This is a genomic window from Psychromonas sp. 14N.309.X.WAT.B.A12 (assembly GCF_030397575.1).
Taxonomy (GTDB): Bacteria; Pseudomonadota; Gammaproteobacteria; order Enterobacterales; family Psychromonadaceae; genus Psychromonas.
Genome location: NZ_JAPNXS010000017.1, coordinates 1 through 17,754 on the forward strand (window position 1 = coordinate 1; position 17,754 = coordinate 17,754).

13 protein-coding genes are annotated in these 17,754 nt (G+C 38.9%); 3 read left to right on the forward strand and 10 right to left on the reverse strand.

Features of this window, described 5'->3' with window-relative positions:
- Nucleotides 1–153 precede the first annotated feature (153 nt).
- The gene (locus OW492_RS16305) at nt 154–1,011 is read right to left on the reverse strand and encodes a potassium channel family protein (RefSeq protein ID WP_290041530.1); all 858 of its coding nucleotides are present in this window, start codon (nt 1,009–1,011) and stop codon (nt 154–156) included.
- Nucleotides 1,012–2,160: 1,149 nt separating this feature from the next.
- A complete protein-coding gene (pnp, locus tag OW492_RS16310) occupies nt 2,161–4,278 on the reverse strand; it encodes a polyribonucleotide nucleotidyltransferase (RefSeq protein ID WP_290041531.1) in 2,118 nt (705 codons plus the stop codon).
- 261 nt (nt 4,279–4,539) lie between these two features.
- On the opposite strand from pnp, the gene OW492_RS16315 reads away from it, so the two are divergent.
- Complete coding sequence (locus OW492_RS16315; RefSeq protein ID WP_290041532.1) at nt 4,540–5,205, forward strand: glutathione S-transferase; 666 nt, start codon at nt 4,540–4,542, stop codon at nt 5,203–5,205.
- A gap of 75 nt (nt 5,206–5,280) precedes the next feature.
- Here the strand turns inward: OW492_RS16315 and OW492_RS16320 are convergent, their stop codons facing one another.
- Nucleotides 5,281–5,928: a TenA family protein gene (locus OW492_RS16320; RefSeq protein ID WP_290041534.1), complete on the reverse strand. Its 648-nt coding sequence runs from the start codon at nt 5,926–5,928 to the stop codon at nt 5,281–5,283.
- Between the two features lie 263 nt (nt 5,929–6,191).
- Between OW492_RS16320 and OW492_RS16325 the strand changes: the two genes are divergently transcribed.
- Nucleotides 6,192–6,572, forward strand: coding sequence for a VOC family protein (locus OW492_RS16325; RefSeq protein ID WP_290041536.1), 381 nt, complete (start codon nt 6,192–6,194; stop codon nt 6,570–6,572).
- A gap of 94 nt (nt 6,573–6,666) precedes the next feature.
- Here the strand turns inward: OW492_RS16325 and OW492_RS16330 are convergent, their stop codons facing one another.
- The 7 genes from OW492_RS16330 to OW492_RS16360 all read right to left on the reverse strand — a co-directional run bounded on the left by OW492_RS16330 (nt 6,667) and on the right by OW492_RS16360 (nt 17,075).
- On the reverse strand, nt 6,667–7,470 hold the full coding sequence (locus tag OW492_RS16330; RefSeq protein ID WP_290041537.1) for an ABC transporter ATP-binding protein: 804 nt from the start codon (nt 7,468–7,470) through the stop codon (nt 6,667–6,669).
- Nucleotides 7,467–8,372, reverse strand: coding sequence for an ABC transporter permease (locus OW492_RS16335; RefSeq protein WP_290041538.1), 906 nt, complete (start codon nt 8,370–8,372; stop codon nt 7,467–7,469). Before OW492_RS16335 ends, OW492_RS16330 begins: the two co-directional genes overlap by 4 nt.
- 12 nt (nt 8,373–8,384) lie before the next feature.
- Nucleotides 8,385–9,344: an ABC transporter substrate-binding protein gene (locus tag OW492_RS16340; RefSeq protein WP_290041540.1), complete on the reverse strand. Its 960-nt coding sequence runs from the start codon at nt 9,342–9,344 to the stop codon at nt 8,385–8,387.
- Between the two features lie 263 nt (nt 9,345–9,607).
- The gene (amt, locus tag OW492_RS16345; RefSeq protein WP_290041542.1) at nt 9,608–12,649 is read right to left on the reverse strand and encodes an ammonium transporter; all 3,042 of its coding nucleotides are present in this window, start codon (nt 12,647–12,649) and stop codon (nt 9,608–9,610) included.
- Nucleotides 12,650–13,406: 757 nt separating this feature from the next.
- Nucleotides 13,407–13,676 (reverse strand): 30S ribosomal protein S15, encoded by a 270-nt coding sequence (gene rpsO / locus OW492_RS16350; RefSeq protein ID WP_028870486.1) that lies wholly within the window; start codon nt 13,674–13,676, stop codon nt 13,407–13,409.
- A gap of 301 nt (nt 13,677–13,977) precedes the next feature.
- Entirely contained in the window at nt 13,978–16,392 is a 2,415-nt protein-coding gene (locus OW492_RS16355; RefSeq protein ID WP_290041544.1) for an FtsX-like permease family protein, read from the reverse strand.
- Entirely contained in the window at nt 16,389–17,075 is a 687-nt protein-coding gene (locus tag OW492_RS16360; protein ID WP_290041546.1) for an ATP-binding cassette domain-containing protein, read from the reverse strand. Before OW492_RS16360 ends, OW492_RS16355 begins: the two co-directional genes overlap by 4 nt.
- On the opposite strand from OW492_RS16360, the gene tesA reads away from it, so the two are divergent.
- Nucleotides 17,074–17,679 carry a multifunctional acyl-CoA thioesterase I/protease I/lysophospholipase L1 gene (gene tesA, locus OW492_RS16365; protein ID WP_290041548.1) on the forward strand — a complete coding sequence of 202 codons (606 nt, stop codon included), beginning with the start codon at nt 17,074–17,076 and terminating at the stop codon, nt 17,677–17,679. The genes OW492_RS16360 and tesA overlap by 2 nt on opposite strands.
- The last annotated feature ends 75 nt before the right edge of the window (nt 17,680–17,754 follow it).

Sequence of the window (17,754 nt, forward strand, 5' to 3'; positions counted from 1 at the left end):
TGAAAAAAAGAGTGATAAACGCTCTTTTTTGGAGAAATTCTACAGCCTCAACGCCGCGTTAAGCGGACTAAAATTGTTGGTTATAATGTGTAGCGAAGCGAAACCTAACCAACTGTTTTAGTTCCGTTTAAACGCCTTGTTAAGTTTGCCGGTTTAATCAACTATTCTTAGTTTAATGAATTGACACTTTTTATTCGAAGAAGTTACAAGCTTTAACATGCTATCAGCTGTTATAGGAGCGGGTCCAATCGGCTTTTCAAGTTCAATTATTTCAGGAAAAAGAGCTAACATTTCTTGAAATATATTTTCCATATCATGTACATCTTGATCATTATAGCTACTATGAAATTGGCTTCCATTCGTGTCTTTGTATGCATCAACTACGAACTTACAAGTACTAAGAAGCTCTTTTGCTAAAACAATGTAAGTTATAACTCTTGGTTGTAATGAAGAATCTAAAGCCACATTGTTATATTCAATCATTTTTTTTAAGTCATTATAGTGATAATCCAAGTGTTTTATTTGTTGTTCTTTTGCCAAAGAGTCTGCTTGCCTTTGAGTGATGTTCGCGGGAAACCCATGACTTTTAGTATCTATATGGTAATCCGGATCAAACACGAACCTGCACGAATTGAATAGCATTTGATGGACACGGCATATATGTCTGGCTACAAGTATTCTTGCTGGTCTCCATTGCTCATCTTCTCTTATTTTAGCTTTCTCAGTCTCTTTCTCTGAATAGCGATGTGCAAGTGAATTTAAGAACAGACCTATTAGAAAAATACCAGATAATGCCTCAAGGGCAGTAAGCACCCTCGCTATGTCAGTAGCAGGAGTAATTTCTCCATATCCAAGAGTTGTGATAGTTACGACACTAAAATACATACTCTCTACAAGACTAAGCGGGCACTCCCAGAAGGAAGGAAAGCTCCAATAAATCAATCCAAAAATAGGTATTAATAATGAATAAATTATTCCTACTGCTTTTGGTGAGTAATTAAATATATTCATAATACTCCGTAGATGATAAGGCAAATTTAACATCTTATTAGATAACAAAATGTCACCTTTCCAGCGGAAAGATGGCAAACATCTAATGATTAATAATAGAGTTAGATTACTGCAATCATCAATTTAATCAACAATTTAAAATAAAATATGAAATATAAGTCATGTAGAAAGATGACAAAATGCAATATTTACGACAGAAAGGTGGCAAACGCTCCACACGGTGTAAATAAACATGTATTTTATTTGCTGAGGTATTTTATGAAATCACCATTTTTAATGGCTGTTCCTGAAAATATGCGAATGAAAAACTAAAAAGAAAAAGAAAAAGATAAAGATAAAAGATCTGCTGCACATTCAAGCTAACAACATAAAATAGCTAATTAAAAAACGAACCACATCGTGGCTAGGCCAATCCCCCCCGTTGAGTTTTCCTGAATCAATGGCTGCCTTTAGTAAGCTAAGGCATGGATGCCGTTGCTAGCTCAGTTCGCAACATGGATGTGGCGTATGAGCGGTGCGTTAAGAAGGTAGCCATTTATTCAGATTAAAAAACGATCGGGGCCAGTCTCTTTGCTTACTTTCTCTGCTGGCAGAGAGAAAGTAAAGTCGCCGACAGGGCGAAACCACAGTGGATAAAAATCAACAAGCCACGACGAGCGCAGACGAGCCAGCCTCAAACAACATAACCAAAACAGCATCTTTCCTTCAGGCACGGAAAAACCAGCCACAACGAGCGCAAGCGAATCAAAAATCAAGACAGCTACAACTCCCCCACCGTCAAGCTTTCCCTAACAATTAAGTACTTTCAGCAACAGCAAACAGGACGTTTGCTGTAAGTTCATTTAGCACATGGATGTGCGTATGAACTGGTGCGTTAAGAAAGTTCTTCATTGGTTGGGTCAGAAAGCGACTCGGTGGCCAGTTTCTTTGCCTCCTTTCTTTTCTGGTAAAAGAAAGGAGGTCGCCGACAGGGCGAAACCACCGCTAATAAAAATCAACAAGCCCCGACGAGCGAAGACGAGCGAAGACGAGCCCAGCCTCAAAAAATAACATCCACCACTTTCCTTCAGGCACAAAAAAAGCAAGCCGAAGCTTGCTCTATCAAGTTATGCAAAAGTTTACTTAACTAAAAGCAAACCTTAAGAAAAATTACTCAGCTGCTGGCGCTTCTGCAACTTCTTCTTTCTTCTCTGCTGCTTCTTTCATAGAAAGACGTACACGACCTTGGCGATCTACTTCTAGTACTTTAACTTTAACTTCTTGACCTTCTTTCAGATAATCAGATACTTTTTGAACACGCTCTTCACAGATTTGTGAGATGTGAACAAGACCGTCTTTACCAGGAAGAATGTTAACGAATGCGCCGAAATCAGCTAAACGAACAACTTTACCAGTGTAGATAGTACCTACTTCAACTTCAGCTGTAAGTGCTTTAATGCGGTTGATTGCATCGTCAGCTTGCTCACCAGATGTTGCAGCGATTTTAACAGTACCATCATCTTCGATTTCGATAGTTGTACCTGTTTCTTCACATAGAGCACGGATAACTGCGCCGCCTTTACCGATAACATCACGGATTTTATCCGTGTTGATTTTCAGTGTGTGGATACGTGGTGCAAATTGTGAAATATCTTGACGACCTTCAGAAATCGCTTCATCCATTACAGATAGAATGTGTAAACGTGCAGCTTTTGCTTGGTTTAACGCAATTTGCATGATTTCACGAGTGATACCTTCAATTTTGATATCCATTTGTAAAGCAGTGATACCGTTAGTTGTACCCGCTACTTTAAAGTCCATATCACCAAGATGATCTTCATCACCTAAGATATCAGAAAGAACAACGAACTCTTCGCCTTCTTTAACTAGACCCATCGCGATACCCGCAACAGATGCTTTAAGTGGAACACCAGCATCCATAAGTGCTAGAGAAGAACCACAAACAGAAGCCATTGAAGATGAACCGTTAGATTCAGTGATTTCAGATACAACACGTACTGTGTATGGGAATTCTTCAACCGTAGGCATTACTGCTAATACACCACGTTTCGCTAGACGACCGTGACCGATTTCACGACGCTTAGGAGAACCAACAAAACCAGTTTCACCTACACAGTATGGAGGGAAGTTGTAATGTAATAAGAAGTGATCTTTCTTCTCACCCATTAGGCTGTCGATGATTTGTGCATCACGTTGTGTACCTAATGTAGCAGTAACAAGTGCTTGCGTTTCACCACGTGTAAACAGTGAAGAACCATGAGTACGTGGTAATACACCAGTACGAACGTCAAGTGCACGAACACTTTCAGGATCACGACCATCGATACGCGGCTCACCTTTGATGATGCGAGTACGTACAACCGTTTTCTCTAAATCGTGTAGGTATTCACCTACTTGCTTAGCTGCTAGTGCTTCGTCAGCGGCTAATAATTTTTCTTTAACTTCAGCAGTGATAGCTTTGATTGCGTCGTAACGCTCGCCTTTATCACTGATTTGGTAAGCTTCTTCAAAACGTGCTTGCGCTTCAGTTGCAACAGCAGCATCTAATGCATCGTTACGTGTTGGAGCAGTCCAATCCCATTTAGGACGAGCTACTTCAGCTGCGAATTCTTTGATTGCTTCAACAACAACTTGTTGCTCATCGTGACCGTATACTACCGCGCCTAACATTACGTCTTCGCTTAAGATACCCGCTTCAGATTCAACCATTAATACTGCGTTGTCTGTACCAGATACAACTAGGTCTAGATCACTTGTTTCTAATTCTGTTTTAGTTGGGTTAAGTAGGTATTGACCTTCTTTATAACCAACACGAGCACAACCGATAGGACCGTTAAAAGGCATACCAGAGATAGATAGTGCCGCAGAAGTTGCAATCATAGCAACGATATCTGGGTTAACTTCTGGGTTGATTGAAACAACAGTTGCAATCACTTGTACTTCGTTTTTGAAACCTTCAGGGAAAAGAGGACGAACTGGACGGTCAATAAGACGTGCAATTAACGTTTCTTCTTCAGATGGACGACCTTCACGTTTGAAGAAACCACCTGGGATTTTACCTGCAGCGTATGTTTTTTCTTGGTAGTTAACAGTAAGAGGGAAGAAATCACGCTCTTGATCATCTGCATTTTTACCAACAACTGAAACGAATACACATGTATCGTCCATGCTACACATTACAGCGGCAGTTGCTTGACGTGCAATTACGCCAGTTTCTAGTGTTACCGTATGTTCGCCATACTGGAAACTTTTTACAATAGGAGTCATTTTTTTTCCTTTAATAGTATTATTTTCATTTTGCTTTTTATCGCGCCGACAGTATACGTGATGCAGATAAGTTTTAACATTTTTTAGATAAAAATTTTAAGAGAAAACAATCAGTCTCATCAAAAATTAACCGCTAAACAATGAATCTTCTAAAAAGTGTACAAAATAAGCCGATCAAATCTACAATCGTTTTCTGGACTGGCTCCGTTGCTACTGTACAGGTAATATATGACGTATTTACATCTGTTATGCGAGTTGACAATGCTAAGCAATTTACCTGTTCTCTATTCACTACAACATTGCCCTTATGCAATGCGTGCTCGTATTGCTATTTTTAAGTCGCAACAGCCGATATTAATTCGCGCGATCAAGCTTAATAATAAGCCACCAGAGATGCTCACATTATCCACAAAAGGCACGGTGCCTATGTTGGTATTAAATGGCAACGAGGTCATTGAAGAAAGTCTCGATATTATGTTGAAGGTGTTAAAAGATAATGATCCGAGTCACTTATTGTCTTCTCAAGGTGAAGAGCCACTTTCCGACATAATTGCTATTATTGATGAGTTTGAACAACACTTTTTTGTTGCCGTTGAAGCCTATAAATGTGCCAAACGTTACCAAGAAAACAATATTGTTGAGTGTCGTCGGGCCTGTGAGGTTTATCTACAAAAATTAGAGGATCGGTTATCTAAACATGCTTTTTTAGCCTCAGAGCGTGAGGGGTTATTAGATATTGCTCTCATGCCTTTTGTACGCCAATTTTCAAAAGTTGAACGTCAATGGTATCAACAGTCCCCCTACCCTAAACTGCGAGCTTGGTTAAGCGGTTACCTACAAAGTACAATGTTTACTAAAGTGATGGCAAAACATGAGTTATGGGTTGATGGACATCAAGATATTGTTTTTGGTGATATAAAGAAGTAAAGCTCAATACCTAAGTTCAGGCTGAGCTTCATTCAACCTGTAACCAACACACCTTTGTATATTGGCTACTGTTCTTTATTCATAACAAGCATCAAAAAACTGCTTTTCTAATAATACGGCTTGTTGAAAGTACTCTTTGATGGTTTCTTGTTGGCTTGCATCGGCTTTATTGTAAGCGGTGTCGAGCTGAGAGCGTAAATGCTCAACGACTGATTCAAAATACTCGCCAGCATGTAAGGTAATCCACTCTCCAAAATAAAAAGGTAATGACTCTACAGCAGCAACAACAGGCTCAGCCCAGCTTAAATAAACCCATTCAGCGACACACAATACCGCAACCATGTTGCCATATTCACCGCTATTTGCCGCTTTTAACATTAATGCTTGAAAGTCATTCGTTGGCTGTAATAGCAAAGGTGAAACTCGTTCAGATTGAGCGACTTCTAGCATGTCAAAGGAGCGTTGAAAATAGGTGTTTTCAGGGCCTGCAATAATCCCAAGAAAATGTGCTAATGGTAAACGATCAGGTAACGCTGGTGCATGATGTATTGCTGAAGCGGCTAAACGTACAAAGTTATCAATAAAGGTATAATCTTGAGCCAAATACACTCGCATTTTTTCTAATGGTAAGCTTCCATCAGCTAGTTCAATACAAAAAGGATGAGCTGTTGCAGCTGACCAGTTTTCAATACAGCTTTGTTTTAATTGTTCACTTGGACGCATTATTTTTCCTGATTGGTTTATGGAGAGAAAGGTAAACAATACTATTGTTTTAAATATGCTGTCACCTTACTTTACAAATTCTCTTCTACTTTTAAAGTTACCTTTATTTTAATCCCCTTATTTTACTACCTATAAAGGCTAGAAATTTGGCTTTTATAATCTAACTCACCCTATACAACTTGAATTGTCATAAAGGTCATGTACTAATCAACTAAAACGTTATTTCTATTATTTGAAAGTAAGTCATTATTGAGGAGAAAAGCATGTCTAAGAATCCTATCGGCTGGTTTGAAATTTATGTAGATGATTTAGCGCGCGCTAAAACATTTTATGAAACCGTATTTGAAGTGACGTTAGAGAGTATTGGCGATCCAAATGATAGCAGCATACAAATGCTCGCATTCCCTTCTGATATGGAAAGATATGGTGCGACTGGCGCTCTGGTTAAAATGGAGCATGTTATTGCAGGTGGAGGTGGTACGCTGGTTTATTTTGCATGTGATGATTGCGCCAACGAAGCTGCAAAAGTAAAAGCGGCAGGTGGTTCAATTCAAAGACCTAAAATGGATATTGGTGAATATGGATTTATCTGCTTGGTGGTTGATTCTGAAGGAAATATGATTGGCTTACATTCTACGGCTTAATCTTTATTTAAGAGTTCATACATATAAAAAAGAGCCCTTAGGCTCTTTTTTTATTGTTAATGAAGGTAAAACTAAATCACAAAGTTACTGGCAATTAAGCGCCTAGTAGCAACTTATCGTCATCTAACTCTTCACCGTCACTTTTTGCTTGAGCAAATAGGTTTAATAGGTCTTTTACTTCATAACCGGCTCGTTTTTCACCAGCTAAATCAAAGATAATCTTACCTTCATGTAGCATGATAGTCCGTGAGCCATGGTCTAGTGCTTGACGCATTGAGTGAGTAACCATCATCACTGTTAATTGCTTTTCAGCGATAATTTGTGAAGTGATATCCATGATCAGCGCAGCTGTTTTTGGGTCAAGGGCAGCGGTATGCTCATCTAATAATAGAATTGTACTTGGCTGTAACGCTGACATCAATAAGCTAACAGATTGGCGTTGCCCACCTGAAAGCAGCCCCATTTCACTTTCAAGACGATTCTCAAGCCCTAAGTTTAAGCGACTTAATTGTTCGCGAAACACGTTACGCATTTTACTATTTAAAGCAGAAGATAAACGCCCTTTTTGACCTCGGCCATAAGCTAGTGCCATATTTTCTTCAACAGTTAAGTCACCACAGGTACCTGCCAGTGGATCTTGGAATACTCGCGCGATATCAGCAGTACGACCTGTAGCAGGTAATTTAGTCACATCACGGTCACCAAATAAAATTTGCCCTTTAGTGCTATTAATATCACCGGCAATAGTATTTAACAGTGTCGATTTACCTGCGCCGTTTGAACCAATGACAGTAACAAACTCACCCATTGGGATGGTTAAGTCGATACCACGTAATGCGAGCTTTTCCGTCGGTAAACCTCGGTTAAAGGTAACGTGTAAATCTTTACAACAAATCATGCTTCATTCCTCGCAGCTTGTTTGGCCTTCCATTCATTTCGTAACTTAGGAAATATTAATGCTAGCGCAACTAATACTGCCGTAATTAAATTAAGATCTGAGGCGCTAAACCCTAAGAAGTCAGCATTAAGTGCTAAAGAAACTGCTAAACGGTATAACACAGAGCCCACAATACAACTTAATACGATGACATACATTGAACGACTTGCGAATAATGATTGACCAATGATCACCGCTGCTAAACCAACAACAATGGTACCAATACCCATGGTTGAGTCAGCAAACCCATTAGTTTGTGCAAACAATGCCCCGGCCAACCCAACAAGACCGTTAGATAAGGCTAAACCTGCGTATACTTTTTGTTTAACAACAATCCCGTTTGCTTGCGCCATACGTTTATTTGAGCCAACGGCACGCATTGCTAATCCATACTGCGTTCTTAAGAACCATGCAACGAGTAACCCACCAGCCACTGCACAAATGGCAACAAAAATCACACGCATATACATATCAGGTAACCCAAAGATCCCTTCAAATGGCGTTAAGATGGTTGGTTCCATAATCAACGCAACATTCGGTTTCCCCATTACACGTAAGTTAATGGTATAGAGTGCAGTCATGGTTAAGATACTCGCTAAGAGATGCAAGATATCAAAACGTAAATTCAACCATGCGGTTACTAAACCTGCACAAGCAGCAGCTAATGTTCCAATGACAGTTGCCAATAAAACATTAACCCCCATCACGATCAGTGTTGCAGTTACCGCTGCACCTAAAGTGAAACTACCATCAACGGTCAGGTCGGGAAAATCTAAAATACGAAAAGTAAGGTAGACCCCAATGGCAACTAAACCATAAATGAGGCCAATTTCTAAGGTACCTAAAAATGAAAAAAGTGACATAGTGTTCCGTTCTTATTTAATAACTTTAGTAGCACGTGTTAATACAGATTCTGGTACAGTTACGCCCATGCGCGCAGCCATTTTAGGGTTAACAAATAAGTCAGTCCCTTTTGCTAGTTTGACATCAATAGCACCAGGTTTTTCACCGTCTAAAATACTCACTACGATATCACCTGTTTGGCGACCTAAATCGAAGTAGTTGTAACCGACAGCAGCAACAGCACCACGGGAAACGGTATCTGTATCACCAGCAAAAACAGGGATTTGTGCATCGATACCCACTTTAATCACAGACTCTACAGCACTGATAATTGTATTATCAATTGGGCAGTAAATCGCATCAACTTTACCCACTAACTGTTTAGTCGCAATCATTACATCAGATGATTTAGGCGCAGCTGATTCAATTACTTTAATGCCCATTTCAGCAGCGGCCGCTTTAAGTGCCGCAACACTTGAAACAGAATTAGCTTCACCTGGATTATAAGGGACACCTAATGTTTTCAGATTAGGAATAAACTCTTTGATTAATTCGATATGTTGTTTCACATTGACCATGTCAGATAACCCAGTCACATTACCACCTGGTTGCTCAAGTGTTGGTACTAACTTGGCACCAATAGGATCGGTTACCGCTGAGAATACAACAGGAATATCGCGACTTACACTGACGGCTGCTTGTGCAGATGGCGTGGCAATTGCCACGATGACATCAGGCTGCTCCCCCACTAATTTTCGAGCTATTTGTGCTGCAATCGCCGGTTGTCCTTGTGCGCTTTCATAGGTAAATTTTAGTTCATCACCTTTATATTTACTTTCGTCTAATACCGATTTAATACCGTCACGAACAGCATCTAAAGCAGGATGTTCAACAATCGCTGTAGTCGCAACATAAACAGGCTTTGCTTGTAAACCAGAAGAGATAAGTGCCGCAGCAAGAAGAGAGGTTTTAACAATTGAATTTAGCTTCATAATATAATCCTTTAGGTAAGCTATTTTAAAGATATAAGGTTTGACGTATGGCTAGAGCCTGTCACACAGTATGTATCGGGCTTTAATCGCTTAACGTTACCAGTTAACTTTCATATTACCAAGCGCCTATTATTAAAATTATCAATAGATCCTTGTTGCATCAAAAAATGTTTCATTTCTTGTATAAAAATTAAGAGCAGCCTTGATAAATAGCCTCTTTTTCAATCAATCTATGCTTAACCATTATCATTGATTAAACCATTTTACTGTTTGAAATAGAGCTGTTCTATCTCTTGCGCTATTTGTGGTTTTGAAAATAAGTAACCCTGAAAAACTTGACATCCATGCGCTAATAAAAAGTTTAATTGAGTTTGATCTTCAACTCCTTCTGCCACTGTCATTAATCGCAAGCTATTGGCTAAGTTAATAATGGTGGCACAAATCTCACCATCTTCTATTAAGGTGGCACAGTCATCGACGAAGGATTTATCAATTTTTAATACGTCTATCGGTAATCGTTTTAAGTAATTTAAAGAGGAGTAACCTGTACCAAAATCATCAATGGATATTTTAATATTAAGGCCCTTGAGTTGAGACAACACTTCGATGCACCGATCGATATCAGTTAACAAAACTCCTTCGGTAATTTCTACTTCTAATAAGTTTGCATCTAACGCGTACTCAATCAGCAATGTCTCTATGAATGGCACTAAACGTTCTGATACAAGGTGTTTACCTGAAATGTTCACTGAAACTGGTACATTTTGGTAACCTTTTGCTTGCCAATCACTTAACTGTTGAACAACCTCTAACAACGCAAACTCACCAATATTGATAATAAGGTCTGACTCTTCGGCAATCGGGATAAACTCAACGGGTGAAATAAAGCCTTCTTTAGGGTGATGCCATCTCATCAAAGCCTCAAAACCTAATAACTCTCCTAATTGGGTTACTTTAGGTTGATAAACCAAATTAAACTGTTTGCCAGAATTAATACCTACTTGCATCTCTTGTTCATAATTAAAGCTTCGTTGGACACTGTGTATCATTTCCATTTCAAATATTTGATAGTTATCTCGGCCTTGCTCTTTAGCATGATACATTGCGATATCAGCATGTTGAATCAATTGTTCAGCTTTGTACTGTTTGCCTTTTTCAGTCATCACGACACCAATACTGGTAGGAATGGTTAACTTGCGTCCGGCTAAGGTTAACGGATTACGCATCACGGTTAACACAGCGTTTGCTTTTTTATGAGCGACTTCAGGAGTGAAATGACCGGTCATTAAAATGACAAACTCGTCTCCTCCCCAACGTGCAATAATGTCGTTATCATGTGTAACATGGATTAACCGCTCAGCAACTTCACAGAGTAGATCATCTCCTGCTTTGTGCCCTAAGGTGTCATTGATTTTTTTAAACTTATCTAAGTCCATGAAAAACAGTAAAACATTACTGTCTTTATATTGGTTTAATTCGATTGCTTTAGTGAGTGAACCCATTAAGTATGTTCGATTATATAAACCAGTGAGGGGATCGCTGTATGCAAGTTGACGTAAATTATCTTGTAGTTTGAGTTGACGAGTAACATCTCGAATATGTAGTGTAAATTCGTTCTGTTTCGAATCACCAAAATTAGCACTAGTTACAGTTATTTCGGCAGAAAAAGGTTCGCTCATATTACGCATCAAAGTAATACTATTACGAATGTTGCGTAAAATACCTTCAGAGCCAGAAAACTTACAATCTAAACTCGCTTGAATAACATCTCGATCAGCATCTTGAATAAAGAGATCAATGAAATTTTTCCCCTTTACTTGCTGTTTTACACACCCAAAGTTACGTTCTGCAGAAGGGTTAAACTCAATAATTTCCCCAGATAAATTAATAATTAAAATACTATCCATAGAGGATTCAAGAATTGCGCTTTTACGTTTTTCACTGGCTTTAAAATCATTGATCGCATTGTCACGTTTGGACATCTCACTATTTACACGAGCAATAACTTCGTTATATTGGCGGGCAATTTGCCCAACCTCTGTAAATGGCTCGACCGGTACTGGATCATTAAATGCCCCCGCTTCTTTTTGTCGATGCATAGTACTCAGTAAGTCGATTAACTCGGTTGAAGCTTGGTGCTCCGATACATTCATTCCCTTGGTCTCACTGTCTTCACTAACCCGAAGAAGTACAAAGCGGTTCAGTAGAGATATCAGCAGGTAACTTAGCGTAAAACAATAAACACCTATGCTTACCACCCCGATTAATTGCGCTTGGATTTGTCCCCAACGAGTTAACCCAGTATCCAGTAATGACAAGTCTGCAAATATGGCTAAAGCTAATGTTCCCCATATCCCAGCAAATAGATGCGAAGGCACCACACCTAACGCGTCATCTATTTTTAATTTTTCCAACCATAAAGTAGAAAAATACAAAATAATGCCACCTACGATACCGATTAACATGGCTTCAAAAGGAGATACAACATGGCAGTTAGCAGTAATAGACACTAACCCTGCAATGACACCATTAAGAAGAAACCCCACATCAAAAAAACGTTTAAAATAATAATGTAAAATGGAAGAGATAATGCCGCCCCAAGAAGCAGCTAGGCAGGTGTTTAAGATAATTAAAGGGACTCGATCTGTTAGTTGAAGTGTACTACCTCCGTTAAAACCAAACCAACCAAACCAGAGTAATAAAACCCCTAATACTGACAATGGGACGTTATTACCTATTGAAAATGCCTTTTCGCCACTAAAGCGCCCAAGCCTTGGTCCAATAATGATAATCGCAGCGAGCGCTACATACCCCCCTACGGAATGAACAACAGTTGAACCAGCGAAGTCAATAAAACCTATGGACTCTAACCAACCTTGATTCCCTGCTTGATAAGCAGAAGCCCACACCCAATGTCCTACAACAGGATAAATTACAGCAGATAAAATACAGGCAATGCAGAGATAGCCAACGAAAGTCATCCTTTCAGCCACAGCGCCAGATAAAAGCGTTGCTGCAGTTCCACAGAACATCATCTGAAATAAGAAAAAACTAATTTGGTAAGCCGACTGTTGTTCGCCAACAAAAAATTCGCTAAAGCCTAAGACACCATAAAATGAATCACCAAACATAATGGCAAAACCAAAGATCCAAAAAATAACACTAGAGAGGATGAAATCAGAGATATTTTTAGCAGCTACATTGATGCTATTTTTACTGCGAATTTTGCCACTTTCTAAGCATAAAAAACCTGCTTGCATACAAAATACTAATAGCGCACAGATAAGTAGCCAAGAAAAATCCATTTAAATTAACCTTTTTATATTTATATTTATATTTATTTTAAGTGCGATCCCTTTGCGTTAAATAAAACACAATATAATGAACAGTAATTCATTAAAGCACTCCTTTAGTACTATAAATATATGAATAATATCAATTTAACAATAGCAAAGAGTGAATAAATGGTTTTTAAATGAGATTTATTACCATTTACTTGCTCAGTTAAGAGAAATAAATCAAAGCGAACTAATAAACAGAAAAAAATGAATAAACAAATCTATCTGTAAACTCATTTTCAACAGCCACAAAAAAAGAGCCCTTAGGCTCTTTTTGACATTAAGTTTGAGGTCGCGGGTTTTATATAGACGACGTAAACCTAATTCTGCGATTAATGCTGTTTATTACTCGCTGCAATATTTTTACTTGTGAGTATTAATTTTTAAAGCCCACAAAAAAAGAGCCCTTAAGCTCTTTGTGACATTAAGTTGGAGTCGCGGGTTTTATATAGACGACGTAAACCTAATTCTGAGATTAATGCCGTTTATTACTCGCTGCAACATTTTTACTTGTGAGTATTAATTTTTAAAGCCCACAAACAAAAAAAAGAGCCCTTAGGCTCTTTTTGACATTAAGTTTGAGGTCGCGGGTTTTATATAGACGACGTAAACCTAATTCTGCGATTAATAATCGTTAAAAAACTACATGGATAGCAATAGCACTATTCAATAGATACAAAAAAAGAGCCCTTAGGCTCTTTTTGAAATTAAGTTTGAAATCGAATTAACGACGTAAACCTAATTCTGCGATTAATGCTGTGTAAGCTGCAACATTTTTACGCTTTAAGTAGTCAAGTAATTTACGACGTTGACTAACCATGCGTAGTAGACCACGACGGCTGTGGTGATCATGGATGTGCTCTTTGAAGTGACCTTGAAGGTGGTTGATTTGTACTGTGTACAATGCAACTTGAACTTCAGGTGAACCAGTATCGCCTTCTGCGCGACCAAATTTTGCTACAATCTCAGCTTTCTGTTCTGCACTTAGTGACATAACGTACTCCGATATTTTGCGGTTATGTGGATAACCTATTTTAATTATTATCGCCGATCACTAATTCAGCGATAAAGTGAAGGCCGAAGTTTACGGACTTTTAGTCTTCTGTGCAACTACAAAAGCGGTTATTTACAGGTTATTTATCCGCTACTATTCCTCTACTCAAACAAGTATCTAAAGCAAATCAAAATAGACACACTCGTCATGACCATTATTATCAAACATTTGATTACTGGTAATAAAAAACGGCTTTTACAAAAGTAAAAACCGTATTTATTTATAGCTAATCTTGAAGCACTTAACGTAATGGTTTCATTAAGCTTTTAATCACTGAGCGTAAGCTAACGAATACCACAATCATAGCCAGTACCGGCAGTACAATAAACATACTTGGATGCCACTGTGGTGATAGCTCGAATCCCCAAATCATTAATGCAGATAAAATGACTTCTGCAGCAATCGCAGCAACAAAACCTCCACTTAACGCCAATAATCCATACTCGGCCCATAATGTGTGGCTAATGCGTTTTTTACTTGCTCCTAGTGTGCGGTAAAGCGTTATCTCTCTTTTACGTTCGCTTAAGCTCAAACGTAATAAAGTAAAAATTAAGAGAATACCTGCCACTACCCCTAATGCAGCCAATCCAGTTAATGACCAAGATATTTGTCTTAGCAGACTTTGCACCTTAGTCGCCATGGTACGTAAATCCAATAAGGTAACAGTTGGGTAAGCTCGCGCTAATTCATTAACCAAAGGAGTTTGATCTTCTTCCGCTCTGAAACTAACCATCCAAGTAGACGGTAAATTAGCGACAGCATCCTTACTAAAGATAAATACAAAGTTAGGTTTTAAGCTTTGCCACTCTACCGCTCTTAATGAATTAACCGTAGCAGTAAAAGGCTGACTATTGACTTCAAAAGTCATCGTATCGCCAATTTGTAAACCCAGCTCTTCAGCTACTTCTTGTTCTACCGATACGGTTTTTTCACCGGTCCAATCACCAGCAACCACCTCGTTATAAATAGGAAGCTGATCCATCCATGTAAAGTTTACTTCTCGTTTTAAGATGCGCACTTCTGGATCTTGGTAAGCAGCTAACTCGTTAGTTTCCTGACCTTTTATTTTAGTAATACGTCCACGAATGATGGCAAAAGCATCGCTGTGTGGTAACCCTGATTTATCCAGCTCTTGTAAGTAATTTTGCTGTTGTTCTGGGCTAATATTAATAGAGAATACATTAGGTGCATCTGGTGCTAGGGTTTGCTGCCAATCCCCCAACAAATCGCTTTTCACCAACCAAATCAATGCGACTAACATCAATGAACCAGATAAAGCAGCGAGCTGCATCATGCTATTTTTTGGCGAGCGGCTGATACGACTTAAAGCAAGACTAAAGGCGGCTCCCCACTTTAGCTTGCTCAATAACTGTAGAAAACCATAACTCAAGCCAGCCAACACAACAAATAGCACTAATAAACCGATTAACACCATCCATACTAATTTATTACCACCATAAAACACGACTAACGCAGTGAAAGGAAGTAACAATAACCACCAGCTCGTTTTACTGTATGTTACAGATTGCTTTTGAATAACATTAATCGCAGGCGCATCCAATAAACGTGTTAATGGAATCAATAACGCCGGTAATCCAATGCACAGTGCAACACCCAAAGCGAATAAGAAAGGTTGCACACCTACATTAGGTAACTCCTGAGGGAGAATATCCGCCAAAGGTACTCGTAATAAATATTCTAGTAACAGCCCTAATGTGCTACCAACCACAAATGCACTAATAAACATGATCAACACTTGTGTGGTTAACCAAGTGCGTAACCATGCACGACTTGAGCCCATACTTTTTAACATCGACACAGTTTCACTGCGGTTTCGTACATAATGTAGACAAGTTAAAATAAGCGTCACCGCAGCCATCAATATCACCATTAAAATGGTGAGAGATAAATATTGCTTGGCTTTATCCATTAAGCGTACGGCACGACTTTCTCTATTTTGGTCGACCCACGACTCTCCAGGCTGTAATTCATAACTTTCTTGAAAAGCAGCTAATGAAGTAGGGTCTCCATTAATAAATAAGCGATAACGTACACGGCTGCCGATCTGAATCGCCCCGGTTTTATCTAGATCGCTACTATGAATAAACACATTAGGGATGCTGTTAAATGGGTTGTAAGCTAACTCTGGCTCTTCTTCTATCACACCAGTGATCGGGAGTTCGGCATCACCAATGGCAATGATGTCTCCCACCTTACTTTCTAAGATTGAAAATAAACGAGGAGAAAGCCATAATTCACCGGCTTTGACTTGGTTTTTAGCCGATTGATTTGCATCTCTAAGGGTTAATGAACCACGCAATGGATAACTGCTTTCAACACTTTTCACCGTGACTAGCTGTAATTTTTCATCACTAAACGCCATGGTTTGAAAACGACTTTGAGATGAAATAGTTAAACCAGCATCTTGCGCTTTTTCTACTAATAATTCGGGAATAGGATTAGAAGATCTTAGTACTAAGTCTGCAGCTAACAGATCACGTCCTTGATTGGTCATGACCTTTTCAACACGTAACGCTAAAGTTGATAAGGCAACAACACAAGCAATGATCAAGGTTAACGCGACCATCACAGGCCATAACTGACCAGACCAGATCTCTCGCCAGCTCCAGCTAATTATCATTTTGTTTGTTTTCATGCGCTTTCCTGACATTGGCCTGCATTCATAATTAAAGTACGTTGGCACCTTTTCGCCAGTTCAGGATCATGTGTCACTAGTACTAATGTTGTCCCCTGCTCTTTGTTCATCGCAAATAGCAGCTCAACAATGGTCTTTGCCGTTTTTTGGTCTAAATTTCCAGTAGGTTCATCAGCAAATAAGACTTTAGGCTGGGTAACAAAAGCGCGAGCTAATGCGACACGTTGTTGCTCACCACCAGATAACTGGGTTGGTAAATGAGTTTCTCGTCCAGATAAACCTACCTCTGCTAGTAATTTTTTTGCTTTACGTTCATTATCTTCTTGATCTTCGTTGCCACGTAATAACATCGGCAAAGTAACGTTCTGCAATGCATTCAATGAAGGTATCAGTAAAAAGTTTTGGAAAACGAACCCGATTGATTCACTTCGCATTTTAGCTCGTTGTTCATCATCCATATCGGAAATAATTGAGCCCAGTAGACTGATTGAACCTGAGCTTGGCAGATCTAATCCAGCTAATAGACTCATCATGGTTGATTTACCCGCACCAGACGTTCCCATAATAGCAACAGACTCTCCTTCATTGATGTTAAAGGAGATCCCCTTTAGGATAGACAGTTCGTTATCATTACTAATCACCGATTTAGTAATATTTTCAACATTTATAATGGATTGACTCATGATTAAACTCGTTTCCTTAATATTTTCGTTGCTTATTTTTTCATCTGCAGCCAACAGTAACACGTTACTAATTGTTGGAGATAGCCTAAGCGCCGGGTATAAAATACCAGTTGAAGAAAGCTGGCCTGTATTATTACCAGAACAGCTCAGCGCGCAAAATCAAAAAATTAATGTAATAAATGCCAGTATTTCTGGCGATACAAGTGGTAATGGTCTCGCACGATTACCAGGTCTATTAACAACACATCAACCCGATTATGTATTAGTTGAATTAGGGGCTAATGATGGATTACGTGGATTTTCTCCAACGATTATTAGTAAAAATTTAAATGCGATAATTGAAACAATAAAAGCGCAAAATGCTAAACCGATATTAATGCAAATTCGTGTCCCAACAAATTATGGAAAACGTTATGGGCAAGCCTTTGCAGACATCTACCCAAGGTTAAGTGAACAAACAGACACTCCATTAATGCCATTTTATTTAGAGCAAGTCATCACAAAACCAGAATGGATGCAAAATGATGGTTTACATCCTAATGTTAAAGCGCAAAGCTGGATCGCAGAGTTTATTGCGACAGAACTTGGTAAAATAATCAAATAACCTGCAATATAAAATAGATTAATACAGTTACTTTTTCGGTAACAGTATTAATCGACCGTCCTACTATCTGAATAA

What these genes read in the sequence shown, in the direction of transcription:
- OW492_RS16305 (WP_290041530.1), bottom strand. Translation starts at nt 1,011, where the DNA reads ATGAATATATTTAATTACTCACCAAAAGCAGTAGGAATAATTTATTCA.
- pnp (WP_290041531.1), bottom strand. Translation starts at nt 4,278, where the DNA reads ATGACTCCTATTGTAAAAAGTTTCCAGTATGGCGAACATACGGTAACA.
- OW492_RS16315 (WP_290041532.1), top strand. Translation starts at nt 4,540, where the DNA reads ATGCTAAGCAATTTACCTGTTCTCTATTCACTACAACATTGCCCTTAT.
- OW492_RS16320 (WP_290041534.1), bottom strand. Translation starts at nt 5,928, where the DNA reads ATGCGTCCAAGTGAACAATTAAAACAAAGCTGTATTGAAAACTGGTCA.
- OW492_RS16325 (WP_290041536.1), top strand. Translation starts at nt 6,192, where the DNA reads ATGTCTAAGAATCCTATCGGCTGGTTTGAAATTTATGTAGATGATTTA.
- OW492_RS16330 (WP_290041537.1), bottom strand. Translation starts at nt 7,470, where the DNA reads ATGATTTGTTGTAAAGATTTACACGTTACCTTTAACCGAGGTTTACCG.
- OW492_RS16335 (WP_290041538.1), bottom strand. Translation starts at nt 8,372, where the DNA reads ATGTCACTTTTTTCATTTTTAGGTACCTTAGAAATTGGCCTCATTTAT.
- OW492_RS16340 (WP_290041540.1), bottom strand. Translation starts at nt 9,344, where the DNA reads ATGAAGCTAAATTCAATTGTTAAAACCTCTCTTCTTGCTGCGGCACTT.
- amt (WP_290041542.1), bottom strand. Translation starts at nt 12,649, where the DNA reads ATGGATTTTTCTTGGCTACTTATCTGTGCGCTATTAGTATTTTGTATG.
- rpsO (WP_028870486.1), bottom strand. Translation starts at nt 13,676, where the DNA reads ATGTCACTAAGTGCAGAACAGAAAGCTGAGATTGTAGCAAAATTTGGT.
- OW492_RS16355 (WP_290041544.1), bottom strand. Translation starts at nt 16,392, where the DNA reads ATGAAAACAAACAAAATGATAATTAGCTGGAGCTGGCGAGAGATCTGG.
- tesA (WP_290041548.1), top strand. Translation starts at nt 17,074, where the DNA reads ATGATTAAACTCGTTTCCTTAATATTTTCGTTGCTTATTTTTTCATCT.
- OW492_RS16360 (WP_290041546.1), bottom strand. Translation starts at nt 17,075, where the DNA reads ATGAGTCAATCCATTATAAATGTTGAAAATATTACTAAATCGGTGATT.